General features: G+C 31.7%; 20 protein-coding genes. 12 read left to right on the forward strand and 8 right to left on the reverse strand.

The features are described from left to right. Window positions 1-53 precede the first annotated feature (53 nt). From rpmB to ftsY, 4 genes are all read left to right on the forward strand, one after another. On the forward strand, window positions 54-296 hold the full coding sequence (rpmB, locus tag GFJ94_RS07490; RefSeq protein ID WP_008253904.1) for a 50S ribosomal protein L28: 243 nt from the start codon (window positions 54-56) through the stop codon (window positions 294-296). 23 nt (window positions 297-319) lie between these two features. After that, window positions 320-502, forward strand: a complete 183-nt coding sequence (gene rpmG / locus GFJ94_RS07495) for a 50S ribosomal protein L33 (RefSeq protein ID WP_008253902.1) — start codon at window positions 320-322, stop codon at window positions 500-502. Between the two features lie 8 nt (window positions 503-510). After that, window positions 511-663, forward strand: a complete 153-nt coding sequence (locus GFJ94_RS07500) for a DUF4295 domain-containing protein (protein WP_113988621.1) — start codon at window positions 511-513, stop codon at window positions 661-663. 125 nt (window positions 664-788) lie between these two features. Then, window positions 789-1,769, forward strand: a complete 981-nt coding sequence (gene ftsY, locus GFJ94_RS07505; protein ID WP_153200929.1) for a signal recognition particle-docking protein FtsY — start codon at window positions 789-791, stop codon at window positions 1,767-1,769. A 204-nt stretch (window positions 1,770-1,973) separates the two neighbouring features. On the opposite strand, the gene GFJ94_RS07510 is transcribed toward ftsY, so the two are convergent. Further along, entirely contained in the window at window positions 1,974-3,038 is a 1,065-nt protein-coding gene (locus GFJ94_RS07510) for a serine hydrolase (protein ID WP_153200930.1), read from the reverse strand. 108 nt (window positions 3,039-3,146) lie between these two features. Here GFJ94_RS07510 and GFJ94_RS07515 point away from each other — a divergent pair, with 108 nt between their 5' ends. Next, complete coding sequence (locus tag GFJ94_RS07515; RefSeq protein WP_153200931.1) at window positions 3,147-3,563, forward strand: lipocalin family protein; 417 nt, start codon at window positions 3,147-3,149, stop codon at window positions 3,561-3,563. A gap of 3 nt (window positions 3,564-3,566) precedes the next feature. Beyond that, window positions 3,567-3,863: a DUF721 domain-containing protein gene (locus GFJ94_RS07520; protein ID WP_153200932.1), complete on the forward strand. Its 297-nt coding sequence runs from the start codon at window positions 3,567-3,569 to the stop codon at window positions 3,861-3,863. Between the two features lie 53 nt (window positions 3,864-3,916). Here GFJ94_RS07520 and GFJ94_RS07525 read toward each other — a convergent pair whose 3' ends face one another. From GFJ94_RS07525 to bshC, 3 genes are all read right to left on the reverse strand, one after another. Next, complete coding sequence (locus tag GFJ94_RS07525) at window positions 3,917-4,336, reverse strand: nucleoside-diphosphate kinase (RefSeq protein WP_133607821.1); 420 nt, start codon at window positions 4,334-4,336, stop codon at window positions 3,917-3,919. 57 nt (window positions 4,337-4,393) lie between these two features. Beyond that, the gene (locus GFJ94_RS07530; protein ID WP_162523819.1) at window positions 4,394-5,137 is read right to left on the reverse strand and encodes an SUMF1/EgtB/PvdO family nonheme iron enzyme; all 744 of its coding nucleotides are present in this window, start codon (window positions 5,135-5,137) and stop codon (window positions 4,394-4,396) included. A gap of 238 nt (window positions 5,138-5,375) precedes the next feature. Beyond that, window positions 5,376-6,971 (reverse strand): bacillithiol biosynthesis cysteine-adding enzyme BshC, encoded by a 1,596-nt coding sequence (gene bshC, locus GFJ94_RS07535; RefSeq protein WP_153200999.1) that lies wholly within the window; start codon window positions 6,969-6,971, stop codon window positions 5,376-5,378. Window positions 6,972-7,089: 118 nt separating this feature from the next. On the opposite strand from bshC, the gene GFJ94_RS07540 reads away from it, so the two are divergent. From GFJ94_RS07540 to GFJ94_RS07565, 6 genes are all read left to right on the forward strand, one after another. Next, a complete protein-coding gene (locus tag GFJ94_RS07540) occupies window positions 7,090-9,303 on the forward strand; it encodes a radical SAM protein (protein ID WP_153200934.1) in 2,214 nt (737 codons plus the stop codon). A gap of 154 nt (window positions 9,304-9,457) precedes the next feature. Then, on the forward strand, window positions 9,458-11,497 hold the full coding sequence (locus GFJ94_RS07545; protein ID WP_153200935.1) for a response regulator: 2,040 nt from the start codon (window positions 9,458-9,460) through the stop codon (window positions 11,495-11,497). Window positions 11,498-11,588: 91 nt separating this feature from the next. Beyond that, complete coding sequence (locus GFJ94_RS07550; protein ID WP_153200936.1) at window positions 11,589-12,074, forward strand: acetyl-CoA carboxylase biotin carboxyl carrier protein subunit; 486 nt, start codon at window positions 11,589-11,591, stop codon at window positions 12,072-12,074. A gap of 10 nt (window positions 12,075-12,084) precedes the next feature. Next, window positions 12,085-13,524, forward strand: a complete 1,440-nt coding sequence (locus GFJ94_RS07555; RefSeq protein ID WP_162523823.1) for an acetyl-CoA carboxylase biotin carboxylase subunit — start codon at window positions 12,085-12,087, stop codon at window positions 13,522-13,524. Window positions 13,525-13,611: 87 nt separating this feature from the next. Beyond that, the gene (locus tag GFJ94_RS07560; protein ID WP_153200938.1) at window positions 13,612-15,153 is read left to right on the forward strand and encodes an acyl-CoA carboxylase subunit beta; all 1,542 of its coding nucleotides are present in this window, start codon (window positions 13,612-13,614) and stop codon (window positions 15,151-15,153) included. A gap of 95 nt (window positions 15,154-15,248) precedes the next feature. Beyond that, window positions 15,249-16,376, forward strand: coding sequence for a peptidoglycan endopeptidase (locus GFJ94_RS07565; RefSeq protein ID WP_153200939.1), 1,128 nt, complete (start codon window positions 15,249-15,251; stop codon window positions 16,374-16,376). A gap of 40 nt (window positions 16,377-16,416) precedes the next feature. Here GFJ94_RS07565 and GFJ94_RS07570 read toward each other — a convergent pair whose 3' ends face one another. From GFJ94_RS07570 to GFJ94_RS07585, 4 genes are all read right to left on the reverse strand, one after another. Continuing rightward, window positions 16,417-16,653, reverse strand: a complete 237-nt coding sequence (locus GFJ94_RS07570; RefSeq protein ID WP_153200940.1) for a YdcH family protein — start codon at window positions 16,651-16,653, stop codon at window positions 16,417-16,419. Between the two features lie 138 nt (window positions 16,654-16,791). Then, on the reverse strand, window positions 16,792-18,093 hold the full coding sequence (gene rimO / locus GFJ94_RS07575; RefSeq protein WP_153200941.1) for a 30S ribosomal protein S12 methylthiotransferase RimO: 1,302 nt from the start codon (window positions 18,091-18,093) through the stop codon (window positions 16,792-16,794). Between the two features lie 198 nt (window positions 18,094-18,291). After that, on the reverse strand, window positions 18,292-19,767 hold the full coding sequence (locus GFJ94_RS07580; protein WP_153200942.1) for an OmpP1/FadL family transporter: 1,476 nt from the start codon (window positions 19,765-19,767) through the stop codon (window positions 18,292-18,294). A gap of 42 nt (window positions 19,768-19,809) precedes the next feature. After that, window positions 19,810-20,814: a hypothetical protein gene (locus GFJ94_RS07585; protein ID WP_153200943.1), complete on the reverse strand. Its 1,005-nt coding sequence runs from the start codon at window positions 20,812-20,814 to the stop codon at window positions 19,810-19,812. Between the last annotated feature and the right edge of the window lie 71 nt (window positions 20,815-20,885).

Below are 20,885 nucleotides of genomic sequence, written 5' to 3' on the forward strand. Positions count from 1 at the left end.
GATTTTGTTTCTTTGCACCCTGATTTTAGATAACGAAATAAAGCTGAATAATAATGTCAAGAGTTTGTGAACTTACAGGTAAAAGAGCAATGGTAGGGAACAATGTTTCTCACGCTATGAACAAAACAAAGAGAAAATTCTCTGTTAACTTAGTAAAAAAACGTTTTTACATTCCTGAAGAAGATAGATGGGTAACGTTGAAAATTTCAACTGCTGCATTAAAAACTATTAATAAAAATGGAATTGCTGCCGTATTGAAAAATGCAAAAGCAAACGGATTTGTGAAATCTGTATAATCCGCAATAATATATATATCAAAATGGCAAAGAAAGGTAATAGAATCCAAGTTATTTTAGAATGTACTGAGCACAAAACTTCTGGAGTTCCAGGAACGTCTCGTTACATTACTACGAAAAACAAAAAAAATACTCCAGATAGATTAGAGATTAAAAAATTTAATCCAATCTTAAAGAGAGTAACTGTACATAAAGAAATTAAATAAGATAAGTCATGGCAAAGAAAACCGTAGCAACTTTACAAACAGCTTCTAAAAGATTAACCAAAGCTATTAAAATGGTTAAATCTCCAAAAACTGGCGCTTACACATTCGTTGAATCTGTGATGGCTCCTGAATTAGTTGATGAATTCTTGAAAAAGAAATAATTCATAGAAACAATTATATAGATAAGCTACTTTCGTTTGAAAGTAGCTTTTTTATTTTTACATTTGTCATATAATTGATTTTGCAGTCAATACAAAATCAGTAAAAACTTAAACCCTATTTTAGTATGAGTTTTTTTAAAAAAATATTCTCTTCGGAAAAGAAAGAGCCCGTATTAAACGAGCAAGAAAAGCAAACTTTAGATAAAGGTTTAGAGAAATCGAAAACATCGTTTTTTTCTAAGCTTACTAAAGCTGTTGCAGGAAAATCGAAAGTAGATGCCGAAGTATTAGATAATTTAGAAGAAATATTAGTTTCTTCAGATGTTGGTGTTAATACTACATTAAAGATTATCGAACGTATAGAAGAGCGTGTTTCAAAAGATAAATATTTAGGAACGGATGAATTAAATGGTATTCTTCGTGAAGAAATTGCAGGTTTATTATCGGAAACTAATTCAGGTGAAGGAACTCAGTTTGAAATTCCAACGAACAAAAAACCATATGTTATTATGGTGGTTGGTGTTAATGGTGTTGGAAAAACTACAACAATAGGTAAATTAGCTTATCAGTTTAAAAAAGCAGGTTATAATGTTGTTCTTGGAGCAGCAGATACCTTTAGAGCAGCTGCAATAGATCAATTACAAATTTGGGCAGATAGAGTAGGTGTCCCAATCGTTAAGCAACAAATGGGAAGTGATCCTGCTTCAGTTGCATTCGATACGTTACAAAGTGCGGTAGCTCAAAATGCAGATGTCGTAATTATTGATACAGCAGGTCGTTTACATAATAAAGTTGGTTTAATGAACGAACTTTCTAAAGTGAAAAAAGTAATGCAGAAAGTAGTAGAAGATACACCAAATGATGTACTTTTAGTATTAGATGGTTCAACGGGACAAAATGCTTTTGAACAAGCCAAACAATTTACAGCGGCAACAGAAGTTTCTTGCTTAGCGGTTACTAAATTAGATGGAACAGCAAAAGGGGGTGTAGTAATTGGAATTTCAGATCAGTTTCAAATACCAGTAAAATATATTGGAGTAGGTGAAGGAATTGAAGATTTACAAGTGTTTAATAAATACGAATTTGTAGATTCATTTTTTAAATAAGAAATAGGAAGTAATGGAACTTTTAAAATATAGAACCGTACAGTTATTTTTATTAGCTGTAATTATGGCTTTAGTTGCCATCCCATTTAGTGATTATGATTTTATATTTCTTACATTACGATTGGTCTCTTTCGCCATATTTATGTACTTACTGATTAAGTTTACAAGCGGTAAGAAGAAAGTAAAAAAATAAAATAAGTGCTGTTAGTTGATAACAGCACTTATTTTTTCCCATAAAACTTCATCAAAGTCTGATAAACCAAAACTTTCAGCATCAGCTGCATCACCCATTCTTATAATTACAATTTTTCGACTAGGAATCACATATATTTTTTGGTCATTTTTTCCTAAAGCACAATACATGTCACTAGGTGCTGTAGAAATTAGTGTGCCATTAAATTGAAATTGAGTTTGCGGCAAATGAAAACTCGATTTCCCATTTAACCACCACATATAGCCGTAAGCTAAATTAATATTTTGAGAAGTGGTTGTTGCATTTTGCATGTAGGCTTGAGGTACAATCTGTTTATTTTCCCATTTTCCGCTATTTAAGGCTAATAGACCAAAACGAGCCATATTACGAGTAGTACTCCAATATACACTTAACCCTCCATTTTGAATCCAAGCACCACCAGTCATGCCTATTTTATCTCTCAATTTTGTATTGAAATAGTTCGACCAAGTTTGTCCAGTAGATGTTGCTACTACATCTTGCAGTTTAACATATACGTTATGATACGCCCAACGAGTTCCTGCATCTGCTACGTATTGTAAATTAGCAGGAGAAACATCATCACCTAACGCATCATTTATACCGGATGACATGGTTAAAAGGTGTTTGTTAGTAATTAAATTCTCTTTTGCAAGCGGAGCACTTGTCCAACCCGTTCCTAAATAATCTGAAACCTTATTATCGATGTTTAAATGTCCTTCTTGTTCTGCTATTCCAGTAACGGTTGCTGTTAATGTTTTACCTGCACTTGCCCAGTACCATGGGTCAGTAGCACTGTGACCATTAAAATAGTTTTCCATTACAATTTTTCCATTATGAAGAATAATAAAACCTTTGGTGTTTTTTAATTCTAAATAATCTAACAATGGTTGTACTTGTGTTTCATCCCATCCAAGCGATGCTACTGTTTTGGTTTCCCATGAAGAAGAACCAATAGGAGGAAAGTACATAGCTTCTTCGTTTGATGAATTTCCATCGTCTGAATTACAACTCCAGAATGAAGTAATCATTATAAAAAGTAGTGATATTTTTTTCATAGCTAAATAAATTTCAGAAGTTTTAAAACTTAGACAATAAAAATACGGAATAGTTTAATTCAAATGATTTTTAATTGTAATTTTAGGGTCTAATTTGGTAAATATAGTATGAAAAAAAGTCTTTTTTTAATAATTTTATGCTCAGTTCTTTCTTGTAAACAGAAGGTTACAGAAGCCGATATTTCGAATTTAAATGGCTATTGGGAAATTGAAAAAGTGGAACTTCCAGATGGTGAAAAGAAAGAATACAAATTAAATGAAACCATTGATTTTTTTAAAATTGAGGCTAATAAAGGTTTTAGAAAAAAAGTAATGCCGCAATTAGACGGTACCTATCTAACTAATGATATTCAAGAAGATATTGTTATTACTGTTAAAGATGGTGATGCTACAATTCAATATAAAACGACTTATGCGAGTTGGCAAGAAGAGATTGTTGAATTAACAAAAGATAAATTAGTTGTTAAGAACCAACAAGATTTAGAATATCATTATATAAGACCGGTTAAATTTTCTGTAAAGTAAGTTATGGCAAAGCGATTCAATGATGAAAGTCCGATAGGAGATGTGTTAAAACAGTTTATTACTCAAAATAAGTTGGAAGCTGGTATAGATGTGGTTAATGTTCGTGATGCTTGGAAAAACTTAATGGGAAATGGCGTCAATAATTATACAACGGAAATTCAATTAAAAGGATCTACTTTGTATGTAGCTTTGTCTTCAGCGGTTTTAAGAGAAGAATTAAGTTACGGAAAAGACAAAATCATAAAAATGATAAATGAAGAGCTTCGAAAAGATTTGGTTACAAATTTAATTTTGCGATAAAAAAAACCCGATTTTTATTTTAAAAATCGGGTTTTTATATAATAATTCTAAAATTAGAATTGCTCTCTTCCTGAAAAATGGAAAGCACCTTCAATAGCTGCATTTTCATCAGAATCAGATCCGTGTACAGCATTTTCTCCAATTGAAGTAGCATATTTTTTACGGATAGTTCCTTCAGCTGCATCAGCAGGATTAGTAGCTCCAATTAAAGTTCTGAAATCTTCAACTGCGTTATCTTTTTCTAAGATAGCAGCTACAATTGGACCTCTTGTCATAAATTCAACTAATTCACCAAAAAATGGTCTTGCAGCGTGAACAGCGTAAAACGCTTGAGCATCAGCAATAGTTAATTGAGTTAATTTTAAAGAAACAATTTTAAAACCACCTTCTGTAATCATGTTTAAGATTCCACCAATATGTCCGTTTTCTACAGCATCTGGTTTAATCATTGTAAAAGTTCTGTTTGTTGCCATTTTTTAATTTTTTTGCAAAGGTACCATTAATAAAAGGTTTTGCAAACGGTTTTTATATTATTTTTTGTAGGTTTTAACTATTCTAAAACCATAAAATTCGTGAGTTTTGTTTGGTTCTGTTGAAATTCTATTTGCTGGTCTTACATAGTTAGGTTGACTATCCCAAGAACCCCCTCTTACTGTTCTTCTATCACCCATCTCTGGACCATGTGGATTATTTCCCTTTTCCATTTTATAAAAATCTTTATTATACCAATCCCAACACCATTCCCAAACATTTCCGCTCATATCATAAATTCCTATTTCATTGTGGTTTTTTGTTCCAACTGTATGTGGTGTTTTTTTGCTGTTTCCTTTGTGCCAAGCAACTTCATCAAGGTTGTTGCTTCCGCTAAAGTTATAAGATTTACTATTTTTTCCTCCTTTTGCTGCAAATTCCCATTCGGCTTCTGTAGGTAATCTATAACCATTCGCATTAAAATCGCAAATAATATTTGGTCCTTTTTTTGTGTATGCAGGTTGAAGCTTTTCAGTTTTACTTAACCAGTTGCAGTATGCAATTGCTTCATTCCAAGTTATGCCATTTATTGGATAATTGTCATTCCAACCCCAACTTGGTTTTTGAGGCATTTTCATTTTATTACTTTTGATAAATTGTTTCCATTCCCAAACGGTAACTTCAAATTTACTAATTTCAAATGTTGAAACACTAACATTGTGTTCTTTTTGTTCATCTGTATCAGCTCTTTTGTCTGAATTTTTTGAACCCATTTTAAATGTGCCTCCTTCAACTTTAACCATTTTATGAGTTTTTATTTCATTTTTAAATGAAAATAAAAGAGAAATAATAATTAAAAAGGTAGAATAAAATGTAATTTTTTTCATAAGAATATTTATTATTTTTAAGTTATGCAAATATAAAATTTTATAACACTTAAATTTAAAAATGTTAAAAAAACATATTATTTACATCAATTAATTGATTAAAAAAATAAATATATCGTTTTTTATCGAATAAAAACGTTTTTAGTCGATATTTTTATATTATAATTATAGAAAAGTTTTGTTCCAAAGGTTGTAATTGAGACTTTAAAAGCAAGAAAAAAGCTTCAAATTCATTTGCTTCGTTGTAGAAATCCGCGAAATTTGATTTTCTTTCTTGTAAAGTTTGATTTGGAAATAATTCGTTTTGAATTTGAATAATTCGTTCTAATTTTTCAGTATGAATTCTTTTTTCAGCTTTGAGTAATTTCTTTTCTAAAGTATCAAGTCCTTTTAATTGTTTTATTTCTTGCGCTTTTACAGCTCCTAAAAAAGACTTATCCGTTTTATTCGCAATTTCATATAAAGCTTTAAATTGATTTTTTAGAAATTCTTTTTGTTCGCTGAAATCAATCGTAAATTCTGATATTGATTTGGTTTTTTCGTTGACTAAAATTTGTTGGTTTTGGAACATATTAGCCCAACTCAGATTTAATTTTTCCATTTTTTCAAATTGCTTTTTTGTAGCAATTAAAGCAGAGTTTCTAAGCAATAAAATTGGAAAGGTAATTTTATATGATTCAAAGTTTGATTTTAGTTCTAACCAATAAGCTATTTCACCTCCGCCGCCAATGTAGCAAAGATTTGGTAGAATTACTTCTTGGTACAATGGTCGTAAAATTACATTTGGACTAAAGTTTTCGGGATTATTTTCTAATTCAGTTAGTATTTCACTTTCTGAAAATGATAATGATGTATTATTGATTTTATAATTTCCGTTTTCAAAAACGATGCGTTCTCTTAAATTATCCTGAATATAGAACAAATTAATTTCTCTCGGATTTACTTGAACGTTGTATGGTTCTAATACGGGTAGCGTTTCGTTTACCTTTCTAAATGATGTTTGATGTAACAATTCATTCTTAGCATAAGGAATAAATAATTTTTTAAGGTCCGAATCATCACCATCAATAATTACTAAACCTTCATTTTTGAATAATTCATTAGCTAAGTATCGAGTAGCATCAGCTAAATTGTCGTGTTCTAAATATGATTTTTTAAATAATTCACGAAGATATTTCGCATTATTTCCTAATCCTAATTCGTTTGAAAATTGCTCATATACTTCATCTAATCCAGAAGTGTTTAATCTCCCAACAGGACCTTTGCTATCTCTTTTCCATTGAATTTTCTTGCCTTTGAAATTGAAATAATTAATTTCATCAAAATCGTGATCTTCGGTTGCCATCCAATATACGGGAACAAAATTATTTTCTGGATAAGTATTCTTTAATTCTTTCGTTAAATTAATAATTGAAATAATTTTATAAAGAAAGTATAAAGGACCAGTAAATAAATTTAGTTGATGACCTGTTGTAATTGTAAAAGTGTTAGAGCTTTTTAAAAGTTCAATATTATTTGAAGTAGTTTCAGAAACCTTAAAATTTTGGTATTGAATTAGTAATGCTTTTGCTAAAATTTCACGGTTTTCAATCGGGAAGTTTTTATTTTTTTCCTCCATTTGAAGTTGGAAATTCTCCAGCGTTGGAAACCGATTGTATAACGACTTTAATTCAGCCTTTTGGTCTAAATAATCTACGATTAATTTTGAAAAATATCCCGAATTTTGATACGTAATACAGTCGTTTGGCATTTTAGCAATTATTTTTTTGCTAAAATACTGATTTTTCATTTCTATACTATTCATTAATTAGCTAAATAATAGTTAAAAACTTTTCTTTTTAATTTTACCTTTGCAAAAATCTCATCCCTTGAAAGATATTCTATTAATCACTCCACCTTTTACCCAACTGAATACTCCGTATCCAGCAACGGCTTATATCAAAGGTTTTTTGAATACCAAAAACATTTCGGCTTACCAAATGGATTTAGGTATCGAAGTGATTTTAGAAATGTTTTCAAAGAAAGGTCTAATCGAGATTTTTTCACCCATCACCCATCACCCAACACCCAACACCCAAAGAATTTATTCCCTAAAAGACGATTACATCAAAACTATTGATTCAGTAATCGCTTTTCTTCAAGGGGAAAATCCGTCGTTAGCACGTCAAATTTGTTCAGGAAATTTCTTGCCTGAAGCCTCTCGTTTTGAGCAATTAGATGATATGGAATTTGCCTTTGGAACCATGGGAATGCAAGACAAAGCCAAACATTTAGCTACCTTATATTTAGAAGATTTATCCGATTTTATTGTAGAATGTATCGATGAAAATTTCGGTTTCAGTCGCTATGCAGAACGTTTGGGAAGAAGTGCTAATTCGTTTGATGAGTTATACAATCATTTGCAAAACGAGTTAACATTTATTGACGAAATCACAATCAAAATTCTGAAACAGAGAATTGAAGAAGTACAACCAAAATTGGTTTGTTTTTCCGTTCCTTTTCCAGGAAATTTATATAGCGCTTTTTGTTGCGCTCAATTTTTAAAAGAAAATCATCCTAATATAAAAATTGCAATGGGTGGCGGTTTTCCAAACACTGAATTGCGCGAATTAAAAGATAAACGTGTTTTTGAATTCTTCGATTTTATTACTTTAGATGATGGCGAACTTCCAGTTGAATTACTTGTAAATCAAGTTTTAAATTCCCCTCATTTGGAGGGGTGTCCGAAGGACGGGGTGGTTTTTTCAGGTGAATTTAAGAGAACATTTTTATTAGAAAACAACCAAGTCGTTTATAAAAATAACTCTACAAAATCAGATTACAAGCAAGCAGAAGTTGGTACGCCAGATTATTCTGATTTGTTGTTAGATAAATACATTTCGGTCATAGAAATTGCCAATCCAATGCACAGTTTGTGGAGCGATGGTCGTTGGAACAAGCTCACCATGGCACACGGTTGCTATTGGGGAAAATGTACATTTTGCGATATTTCTTTAGATTATATTAAGTTATACGAACCCATTGCTGCTAAAATTTTAGTAGATCGAATGGAAGAACTAATCGCTCAAACTGGCGAAAACGGTTTTCATTTTGTTGATGAAGCGGCACCACCAGCGTTGATGCGTGAAGTAGCTTTGGAAATCATCAAACGAAAATTAGTGGTGACTTGGTGGACAAATATTCGTTTTGAGAAAAGTTTTTCGGCTGATTTGTGTTTGTTGTTGAAAGAATCGGGTTGTATTGCGGTTTCTGGAGGATTAGAAGTGGCTTCTGACCGACTTTTAGAATTAATCAAAAAAGGAGTAACCGTTGAACAAGTAGCACAAGTTACTCGAAATTTCACCGAATCAGGCATCATGGTACATGCGTATTTGATGTACGGTTATCCAACGCAAACAATTCAAGAATCCGTAGATAGTTTGGAAATGGTGCGTCAATTGTTTGAATTAGGTGTTTTGCAAAGTGGTTTTTGGCATCAATTTGCTATGACAGCGCATTCTCCTGTGGGCATGTTTCCAGATGAATTCGGAGTAATTCCGGAACAAAATGAAATAACATTTGCCAATAACGACATCAATTTTAAGGACAAAACCGGAATCAATCACGACAAGTTTAGTTTCGGATTAAAGAAATCGTTATTTAATTATATGCACGGAATCTGTTTCGATTACGACCTGCAAGATTGGTTCGATTTTAAAATTCCAAAAACAAAAATTCCTGCTGATTTTATTTATAATTGCCTCCAAAAAGAACACAGTTTTAATACGAAATCCAATTCGAAAATTATTTGGTTAGGAGGAAAGCCTCAAACCGAAGTATTCACTAAATCGAAAAAAGGAAATTCTTGGGAAATGATGAAATTAACCTTTCATAATAAAACGCAAACTTTTGATATTTCTCTCAATTCAGAGGAAGGAAAATGGTTAATGGCTACTTTAGATAAAATTTCGGTTTACGCAGAAAATAAAATAACTTTTTCTCAATTAAAATTAGACTTTGAAACACATTTTGACGATTTTGAATTGTTTTGGTTTAGTAAACCAATTCTTATTCTTAGAAATTCGATGCTGTTAACTTTATAGAATTTTTACTATATACCAATTGTTTTTTATAAATTATTTTATTTTTATTGAAAAAAAAGTATAAATTTAACATCTAATACGATGTAAAGTGAAATTTTTTTTCTCCAAGAATACAGAGTCTACCTATACTAAAGTCATTAGTTTATTATCACTAATGTCACTTGCCTTACTTGTATTAGTGGCGTCTTTGTATTATTACATGAAAGTACAAGAAGAAGAAATTTACAATTCAAGTAATAAAATTTATAAAAATGAGATTAATTCACTTCTAAAATTAGACGCTGAAAATTCAACATCTTTAGTTGTAGAAATAACTTATTGGGATGAATTTGTAGATTTTGTAAAAACAAAAGATGTTAAATGGTTTAATACCTCTGTAGCAAATATTTTAGATAACTATAAAGCGGATTATGTTTGCGTTTATGATGAAAAAAGTGATTTTATAACCAAAGTTTCATCACCAAAAATTAAAACAACTCGATTTATAACAAAAGATGCAATTGAAAAATTGTTAAAGAAAAAAGTTGATAAATTTTATTTAAAAATACCTGAAGGAGTTGTAGAAATCTACGGAGCAACCATTCATCCATCTAACGACCCTTATAAAAATAAGACAAAACCATCAGGTTGTTTTTTCATGGCAAGATTATTAGATAACGAATATTTTGCGAATTTTGAAAAAATAAGTACTTCAAATATAGAGTTTTACGAAAAACCTATTCTAAAAACTAAAGCTGTTTTTTTTGTTTTACCACTCAAAAATCACAACAATGTAACAATAGAACAACTTGTATTTAAAAGAGCATATAATATAGATTTTTGGATAACTAAATTTATACTAATTGTAATCACATTTGCTCTAATTTTGTCTTGGTTTGTGTATTATTATTTTGCAAATAAGTGGTCCAAACTTCCGCTTAGTTTCATTAAAAAAATATTGAAAACAGGTGATACTGGAGCAATTCAATCTTTGAAAAATATAAAAGGAGAATTCCGTTACATTGGAAAACTATTTGAAGAAAATCAAGCCAAAACAAAAGAGTTAGAAATATCAAAAATTAAAGCAGAAGAAAGCGATAAATTAAAATCAGCTTTTTTAATGAACTTATCGCACGAAATTAGAACTCCAATGAATGCGGTTTTGGGTTTTTCAGATTTGCTTTCTAATCCACAATTATCTGATAAAGAACGAAATGAATATATAAAAGTAATTCAACAAAGTGGAAAAAATCTGTTAGAAATTATTGACGATTTGGTCGAAATGTCTAAAATTGATTCTCAATTAATTAAACCAAATTTACAACCTTTTGATTTAGATGAATTTATTCAGCAAATTTTTCTTTCGTATGAAAAGTTATATAGCAATGAAAAAGTTTCTTTTAAATTAGTAAAACCAGAAAAAACAATTCAAAAACACGTTATTTCAGATAAAGTTAAATTAGGAGAAGTAATTACTAATCTTTTAAATAATTCGTACAAGTTTACCGAAGAAGGTTTTATTATTTTAGATTATGATGTTGATGAAAAAAGCAAAATAATAAATTTCAGTGTTAAAGATTCTGGAATAGGAATTCCGAACGATTTTCAAGAAAATATTTTTAAACGTTTTAGTAAAATTAATGCGCAAGGAATTTCTGCTAACGAAGGGCTTGGTTTAGGTTTAGCAATTTCAAAAGCCTACGTGGATATGCTTGGCGGAAAAATTAATTTCACTTCTCAAGAAAACGTTGGTTCTACCTTCTTTGTCTCAGTTCCATTGAGTTTTGCAACCGAAAATGAAATAAAAACAGAAACTGTTTCAGAAATAAAAGTGCCTACGAATTTAGGAGAAGAAGAAATTATTTTAGTTGCCGAAGATGATAATATTAATTTTTTACTCATTGAAAATATTTTAAAAAGCCATAATTTCAAGATTATTCGCGCAAAAGATGGAGCAGAAGCTGTTGATTTTTGCAAAACAAATCAAGAAATAGATTTAATTTTAATGGATATAAAAATGCCAAATCTTGATGGTTATCAGGCTTTTACCGAAATTAGAAAATTTAATTCAACTATACCAATTATTGCACAAACTTCCTATTCATTTGAAGAAGAATTAGATAAAATAAAAAAATTAGGATTCAATAACTTTATCTCCAAACCAATTCAAAAACAAAAGCTATTAGAATTAATTAAAGTTTACCTAAACCGATAAAAAGCTATAGTATTTTTACAAATTTTATGAGATTTTTCATTTACGCAAACGATTTCTTTTCGTAAGTTTACGTCCACTAAATAAATCTCACATGAGCACAAATTATAAACTTTTAGTAAACAATTCTGCTTCGTTTGAAGTTACTGAAAATAGTCTTCAAAATTTAGATGCAGTAAAAATTGAAGATGCAAAGTTTCATGTACTAAAAGACAATAAACCCTACAAAGCTGAAATTGTTTCGGCCGATTTTATTTCCAAAAAATATACCGTAAAAGTTAACAACAACACTTATGAAGTGGCGATTTCTGGTGCTATTGATGAATTAATCAAAAGTATGGGAATCGAGCGTGGAAAAACCAAAGTTGTTAATGCAATCAAAGCACCAATGCCAGGTTTGATTTTAGAAATCAACGTTTCGGTTGGACAAGAAGTAAAAGAAAACGATCCTTTATTGATTTTGGAAGCCATGAAAATGGAAAACTGTTTCCTTTCGCCAAGAGATGGTGTTATCAAATCAATAGCTGTTGAAAAAGGAAATGCAGTAGACAAAGGACAATTGTTAATTGAATTCGAATAAGATGAAAGAAATTAAAAAAATATTAGTTGCCAATCGTGGTGAAATTGCTATTAGAGTAATGAAAACTGCGAAAAAAATGGGAATCAAAACGGTGGCGGTTTATTCGTCTGCCGATAGAAATGCTTTACACGTAAAATATGCTGATGAAGCCGTTTTAATTGGAGAAGCTGCATCAACTCAATCGTATTTACGAGGTGATAAAATCATAGAAGTTTGTAAAGAATTAGGTGTTGATGCGGTGCATCCAGGTTACGGATTTTTGAGTGAAAATTCGACTTTCGCAGAAGCTTGTGAAAAAAATAATATCATTTTCATCGGACCAAAATCGAAAGCGATTGAAATGATGGGAAGTAAATTAGCCGCAAAAGACGCTGTGAAACATTACAATATTCCTATGGTTCCAGGAACTGAAGATGCTATTACGGATATCGAAGCAGCAAAGAAAATTGCTACTGAAATCGGTTTTCCAATTCTAATCAAAGCTTCAGCTGGTGGTGGAGGAAAAGGAATGCGTGTGGTGGAAAAAGCAGAAGATTTCGTTTTTCAAATGGATAGAGCGATTTCAGAAGCAACAAATGCTTTTGGAGATGGTTCGGTTTTCATTGAAAAATATGTTACCAAACCACGTCACATCGAAATTCAAGTAATGGCGGATAGTCATGGAAATATTGTCTATGTTTTCGAAAGAGAATGTAGCATCCAGCGTCGTCACCAAAAAGTAGTGGAAGAGGCGCCATCTGCAATTTTAACTCCAGAAAAACGAAAAGAAATGGGTGAAGCGGCTGTAAAAGTGGCTAAAGCTTGTGATTATTTAGGAGCAGGAACTGTTGAGTTTTTAATGGATGCTGATCATAATTTCTATTTCTTAGAAATGAATACCCGTTTGCAAGTTGAACATCCAGTTTCAGAATTAATTTCAGGATTGGATTTAGTAGAATTGCAAATTCGTGTAGCGCGTGGCGAAGCGTTACCAATGAAACAAGAAGATTTACAAATCAAAGGTCACGCCATGGAACTTCGTGTGTATGCAGAAGATCCAATGAATGATTTCTTACCAAACGTAGGTTTCTTAAGCACTTACAAATTACCAGAAGGAGACGGAATTCGTGTAGATAACGGAATCGAAGAAGGAATGGATGTGCCAATTTATTACGATCCAATGCTTTCCAAATTGATTACGTACGGAAATACGCGTGAAGAATCAATCGAATTGATGATTAAAGCAATTGATAATTATTTGGTGGAAGGAGTTGCAACAACATTACCATTCGGGAAATTTGTAATGGAGCATGAAGCATTCCGCTCAGGAGATTTTGATACAGGTTTTGTAAAAGCGTATTACGATGCTGAAAAACTAAAATCAAAATTAGATACCGAAGCCGAAATCGCAGCTATGATTACATTTCAACAATACGTTGAAGATCAAAAAGTACTAAGATTACCAAACTAAAGAAAATAGAAAATAGAATATAGAAGTTAGAAATAATGTGTTTAAAAGTCTTTTTTCTGATTTCTATCTTCTTTAATCTTTAAAAATATGGAAGATAAAATCAAAATATTAAACGATAAAATCGCTTTAGCCAAATTAGGTGGAGGCGAAAAAAGAATTGCAGCACTTCACGCTAAAAAACGATTAACGGCAAGAGAACGCGTCGAGTATTTATTAGACGAAAGTTCGTTTGAAGAAATCGGAATGTTAGTTACACACCGTACTACTGATTTCGGAATGGAAAAAGAAATTATTTATGGTGATGGAGTTGTAACTGGTTATGGAACCATCAACGGAAGATTAGTATATGTTTTTGCACAAGATTTTACCGTTTTTGGAGGTTCGTTATCAGAAACCCATGCAGAAAAAATCTGTAAAGTAATGGATATGGCAGTGAAGAATGGTGCTCCAATGATTGGATTAAATGATTCAGGTGGTGCTCGTATTCAAGAAGGTGTGCGTTCTTTAGGTGGATATGCTGATATTTTCTACAGAAACGTTCAAGCTTCTGGAGTTATTCCTCAAATTTCTGCTATTATGGGACCATGTGCTGGTGGAGCGGTTTATTCTCCAGCCATGACCGATTTTACCATGATGGTGGAAAACAACAGTTATATGTTTGTAACAGGACCAAACGTTGTAAAAACCGTTACCAATGAAGAAGTAACTTCGGAAGAATTAGGTGGAGCGGCTACTCACGCATCAAAATCAGGAGTTTGTCATATTACGTCTCCAAATGGTGTGGAATGTTTAGAAGATATTAAAAGATTATTGAGTTTTATTCCGCAAAATAATAGAGAAACAACTCCAAAATTGCCTTATGAATTTCAAGATGAGGTTCGTGAAAAATTAGACACACTTGTGCCTGATAGCGCAAACAAACCATACGATATGCACGAAGTAATCAGCGGAATTATCGATGAAGATTCGTTCTTTGAAATCCATAAAGACTTTGCTGAAAATATCATAGTTGGTTTCGCTCGTTTAGGAGGAAGAAGTATTGGAATTGTTGCCAACCAACCAATGGTTTTAGCAGGTTGTTTAGATGTAAACAGTTCGATAAAAGCGGCTCGGTTTGTTCGTTTTTGCGATTGTTTCAATATTCCATTATTAGTTTTAGAAGACGTACCAGGTTTCTTACCAGGAACCGATCAAGAATGGAACGGAATCATCACACACGGAGCAAAATTATTATACGCATTTAGCGAAGCTACGGTGCCAAGAGTTACGGTAATTACTCGTAAAGCATATGGTGGCGCTTATGATGTAATGAATTCAAAACACATTGGTGCTGATATGAATTTTGCTTGGCCAGGTGCCGAAATTGCCGTAATGGGAGCAAAAGGAGCATCGGAAATTATCTTTAAAAAAGAAATTAGCGAAGCAACTGATCCTGCGGCTAAATTAGCAGAAAAAGAAGCAGAATATGCTGAGTTATTCGCTAATCCATATACTGCAGCGCAACGTGGTTTTATCGATGAAGTAATTTTACCAAGAGATACACGAAGAAAATTAATTAAAGCGTTTAGTATGCTGGAAAATAAAACAGTTGATACGCCAAAACGAAAACATGGAAATATTCCTTTGTAATTTAAAATAATGTTAAAACTCCCTCATTAAAGGGAGTTTTTTTTATCTTGCAAATTCCAAAAAAAGCAGCTATAACCCATCTAAATTAATTCTAAATGAGATTAATTCAATTTTTAACTTTTTTTCTTTTCTTCTGTAGTAGTGTTGTTTTTTCTCAAAAGACAATTAAGCATACGGTTGTAGAAGGCGAATCTTTTTATTCCATTGCTAAAAAGTATAAAGTAAGTGAATCCGATATTTATGAATTAAATCCAAAATCAAAAGGTGCTTTATTACAATTGAAGACAGTTTTGTTGATTCCTAATAAAAAATCGAATTCAAAAGATAAGAAAGAAGTTGCTTCCTCTAAAAATGTAAATAAAGAAACTCATGTTGTGGAATCGGGTGAATCACTTTATAAAATTGCAAAAAAATACGATATCAGTTTAGAAAAATTAAAAGAACTTAACCCTGAAATTAACCCAGAAAACATTCAAATTGGTGATAAAATTGTGGTTTCTGGTAAACCAAAAGCAGCAGTAAAAAAAGCAGTTGAAAAAAAGAAAGAGACAGTTGTAGCTGAAACAGAAACCAAGCAAAATATTGATTCTGATTTATATTTAGATGAATTAGGAAATCAGGTTCATTCAGTAAAAAGAGGAGAAAATTTATATAGACTTTCTAAAGAATACAAAGTAAGTGTTAGAGATTTAGAAGAAATGAATCCGGAAATAGTAGCGAACTTGCCTATTGGTTACGAAGTTATTGTTAAGAAAGGAAATGTTGAAGTAGAAAAAAATCAAAATGTTGTCGTTGAAGTTCCAAAAGAAATTGAAGAGCTTTCTCCAGAAAATATGTCTAAAGCTGAATTCTTAATTGCAAAAGCATCAAAACATATTGGTACTCGCTACAGAGGAGGAGGAACTACGAGTGCTGGATTTGATTGCTCAGGATTGATGTTTTCTACTTTTAAAAATATCGACATGACTTTACCTCGTTCATCAAGTTCAATGGCGGTTGGTGCAGGTGTAAGAGTAGATAGAAGTCAAGCGCAAAAAGGGGATTTAATTTTCTTTACAACTAATGGTAGAGGAAGTATAAATCATGTTGGAATGGTGACGGAAGTTTTGGAAAATGAAATCAAATTTATTCATTCTTCAGTTCAAGCAGGCGTAATTATATCATCAACTGAAGAACCCTATTATAAAAAACGATTCGTTCAAATTAATAGAGTTTTAGAATAATTAAATAAAATAGCCGCAATTAATATTGCGGCTATTTTATTTAATTATTCAGCAAAAATTGATAAATTTCATCTTTTAATTTTACTCGTTCCAAGCGCATTTGGTTTAAACCTTCATCTGATGTTGGTTGTATATCAGATTCAGCATTGTAAATTTCATGATCTAACGCGTCATAAGTTTCAAACAATTTTTTAAAAAAAGCATTTTCGACTTTTAAAAGGTGAATTTTATCTGCTAATTCAGGGAATTCAATGGTTAATGGATGTTTTGTAATCATATTAAAAAGGGTTGTTAAGATTGTATACTCAAAGTTACCATCTAAATAACAAATTGGATATGATAAATGTCATTTCAAATAAAAAATCCTTGCAATAAAAGACAAGGATTTAGATATAATTTTGGACACTGTAATTAATTAAATTGGCTCAGCATACAAATCAAACTCTGTTGCGTCTGTTATTTTTAAATTTACAAAATCTCCTGTTTTTAAATAGAATTTTGAAGCATCAACTAATACTTCATTATCTACATCCGGACTATCAAATTCGGTTCTTCCGATGAAATATTGCCCTTCTTTTCTATCGATAACACATTTGAAAGTTTGTCCAATTTTTTCCTGATTCAAATCCCATGAAATTTGCGATTGTAAGTCCATGATTTCAGCTGCACGTGCTTGTTTTACTTCTTGAGGCACATCGTCAACTAAAGCAAAAGCACCCGTGTTTTCTTCATGCGAATACGTAAAACAACCTAAACGCTCAAACTTCATTTCTTGAACCCAATCACGTAGAATTTCGAAATCTTTTTGAGTTTCGCCAGGATATCCAACAATTAAAGTAGTTCTTATTGCCATTCCAGGAACACGCTCTCTAAATTCTTGTAATAATTTTGTTGTTTTTTCTTTTGTTGTTCCACGTTTCATCGATTTCAAAATATCATCTGAAATGTGTTGCAACGGAATATCAATATAATTACAGATTTTTGGTTCGCGTTTCATCAAATCCAAAACGTCCATTGGGAAACCACTAGGAAAAGCATAATGCAAACGAATCCACTCAATGCCTTCCACTTTTGCAAGGTTTTCTAATAATTCGGCAAGATTACGTTTTTTGTATAAATCCAATCCGTAGTAAGTTAAATCTTGAGCAATTAAGATTAATTCTTTTACACCGTTTTTAGCTAAACCTTCAGCTTCTTTAACCAATTTTTCAATAGGTTGCGAAACGTGTTTTCCACGCATTAACGGAATCGCACAAAAACTACAAGGTCTATCGCAACCTTCAGCAATTTTTAAATAGGCATAGTTTTTTGGCGTTGTAGTTAAACGTTCACCAAGTAATTCGTGTTTGTAATCTGCACCTAAAGCTTTCAATAATAAAGGTAATTCTGTGGTTCCAAAATATTGGTCAACATCCGGAATTTCTTTTTCTAAATCGGGTCTGTATCTTTCAGATAAACATCCGGTAACGAATACTTTATCAACTAAACCTTGTTCTTTCTTGTCAACATATTCCAAAATCGTATTTACCGATTCTTCCTTTGCATTATCAATAAAACCACATGTGTTAATTACTACAATGTTGCCTTCTTGTTCGTGTGCTACATCTTTTCCATTGGCTTTTAGTTGTCCCATCAAAACTTCACTGTCGTAAGTGTTTTTAGAACATCCAAGTGTAATTACATTGATATTATTTTTCTTTAACGATTTGGTTCTCATGCTTTTAAATTTGAGGTGCAAAATTACATAAAATAATTAGTAGAAGCACCAGCGTATGGGAATTTTTTAATGTTTTGGTCCCGCTGTTCGCTATATCCGCTAAGGCGGGATGTCGCTTCCATCGGGGCTAGGAGTTATGGTTTGGTTATAAAAAAACCACTTCGATTGAGGAAGTGGTTTAATATGTTTTTTAATTTCTTAGAAGTTTACAGAATAAGTAAGAGTTACGTTATTGTTTGTAGTTCTTATTCTAGCAGTATCATTCATACCAGATGAAACAAAAGCTAAATTATAATTTCTATGATCATAGGAATAAGCCATGTCAAGTTTGCTTTTTCCAAAACTATATCCTAAACCAGCAGAATATCCAGTTAAATCGCCCATTGCATAATCTACTTTATATGGGCTTTCTTCAAAACGATATCCACCACGAACACTCCATTGTTTAATTTTGTATTCTCCACCAATTCTTAATTCATAAGTATTGTCTAATTGGTTGTGCATTTGAATGTTTAAGTCTCTATATAAATTTTCGCTTGTAGGTTTAAATTTCGTATTGCTGTAATCTTTCATGGCATAATCAATACTGATTAATCCTTTTTTGTTAAAAATATAAGCACCACTTAATGTGACTTTACTTGGAGTTTGAATTTTATATGTTGGGAAAACAAAAATAGGGCTTCCATAATATCTATTTATATCACCCGATGGTACATTTTCATTTCCATTGGTATATAAATCTTGAATCAATTCATCGTTTAATCGTAACCAAGTAGGAGATTCATAAGCAACGCCTAATCGCAATGATTCAGTAGCTTTATAAATTGCGCCTACGTTTAAAGAAAGCCCTGAACCATAAGTATTTAGTTGGTTATCAAAAATAATATTTCTCACCGTTGGTTGCGCTCCAGAATTTGCTGGGTTGTCATTACTTTCATATAAACTTGTAGTAAGAACATAATCCGTAAAATGAGCATTTAAGTTTAAACCTAAAAATAATTTATCTTTATAACTTGTTGCAGCATTTACAGTTAATTTACCATTATATCCACTTGAAGTAGCATAATAATCTTGGTAATAATTTCCACCAGAAGGAACATTTGATACATATAAATTAGGTGTAGAAGTATCTTCATTTATAATATAGGTTTCATAAGCCATTTCATATTGATAATCATTAAAATCTGTATTTGCAATATAATTCGCTTGATTAACAAAGTATTGAGAAATAGAATTTGAAGGATTTACACCTGCAGAAAACAAATTATTATCAAAATTATTAGTGTTTTCGTAATTTATTGCTACCGCAATTTTTGACCAATTAGACTTTCCGGATTTATCGTTAAAAACTAATACAGCACCAATTTGATTTAAATCTAAAGTGCTATAATTTTCTTTAGTTTTTGTTCCAAAATAATTAGAATTATTGAGTATGTTAAAACTTGTTCCACTAATGCTACCAAAATTATTTGTAAAAAAAGCAGAACCCGCAGGATTTACATTAATAGCTGACAAATCACCACCTACAGCACCAAAAGCACCACTCATTCCTCTAAAACGAGCCGTGCCGTATAAATTACTTGTAGCGTACCTCAAGGCGTCATTTATTGTTGTTTCTTGTGCTATTGAAACAACTGAGCTTCCTAAAAGTAGGAATAAAAATATTTTTTTCATTGCAATTTTATATTTTAAGAAAACTAAATTTTAGTACAACAATTAACCACGGCCACCTCTTCCGCCACCGCCACCAGATGATCTACCACCGCCACCAGAAGAACTTCCACCAAAACCTCCACTTGAGGGAGAACTTCTTGGAGTTGAGTAATTGTTGCTTCTTGGTGTAGATGTATTGTTACTTCTAGGTGTAGAATAATTGTTGTTATTATTTCTTGGAGGACTTACTGTGCTGTTTTCTCTTGGAGTATATGTTCTAGGAGTATTAGTTCTAGGTGTTACACTATTTTGAGAAGATCTAGGATTTTGATACGTGTTTCTAGGATTAGAACTTCTAGGATTGGCATTGAAACTTGAATTGCTTCTTCTTCCACTATTATAGTTAGAAGGATTTCTTCCAGAACCCGAGTTATAATATCCATTTCCGCCTCTTGGTCCAGCATTATGCACTACATTTCTACCTCTATAACCATTCCATCCCCAGTTGTTACCATAATATCCGTTCCATCCCCAATTATTTCCATAATAACCATTCCATCCCCAAGGAGAGTACCAGTTGTTCCAGCCCCAACCCCAGTTTGCTCCATACCAAGAATTCCAACCCCAGCCAGCTCCCCAGCCAATGTTAGAATAACCCCAATAAGGAGAATACCAGTTGTTCCAACCCCAATTGTTATCGTAATAATTGATTGTTACATTTGAAGCATTATTACCCCAACCTGCGTAACTTTGATCGCTATATTCGTTTCTATATACAACAACTGTCGTGTCTTTAGATTCTTGAGATTGATAATTATCAACATCTGTAAAATATGAATAATCTTCTTGCATAGATTTAAACTCTTGTGCATATGCATTCGATTTTTCTAAATTTTGTTCAGAATATTTGTTTTCTACTTTGGTTGTTGTTCTGTCTGAACCATAAACTCCATCATTATCGTAATAAGATGAGTTTTGATATGAACCACAAGAAGTTGTTAAAATGGCTGCTAATCCTATTATGGAAAAGGCAATATTTTTCGGATTAATTAGGTAAAAAGTTTTCATAGCTCTTTTTTTTATTGTTGGACACCTCAAATTTAACTATTTTTGCCGAACAAATTAGTTAAAATTTATAG

This window comes from Flavobacterium sp. LMO8 (assembly GCF_009495755.1).
Classification (GTDB): Bacteria; Bacteroidota; Bacteroidia; order Flavobacteriales; family Flavobacteriaceae; genus Flavobacterium.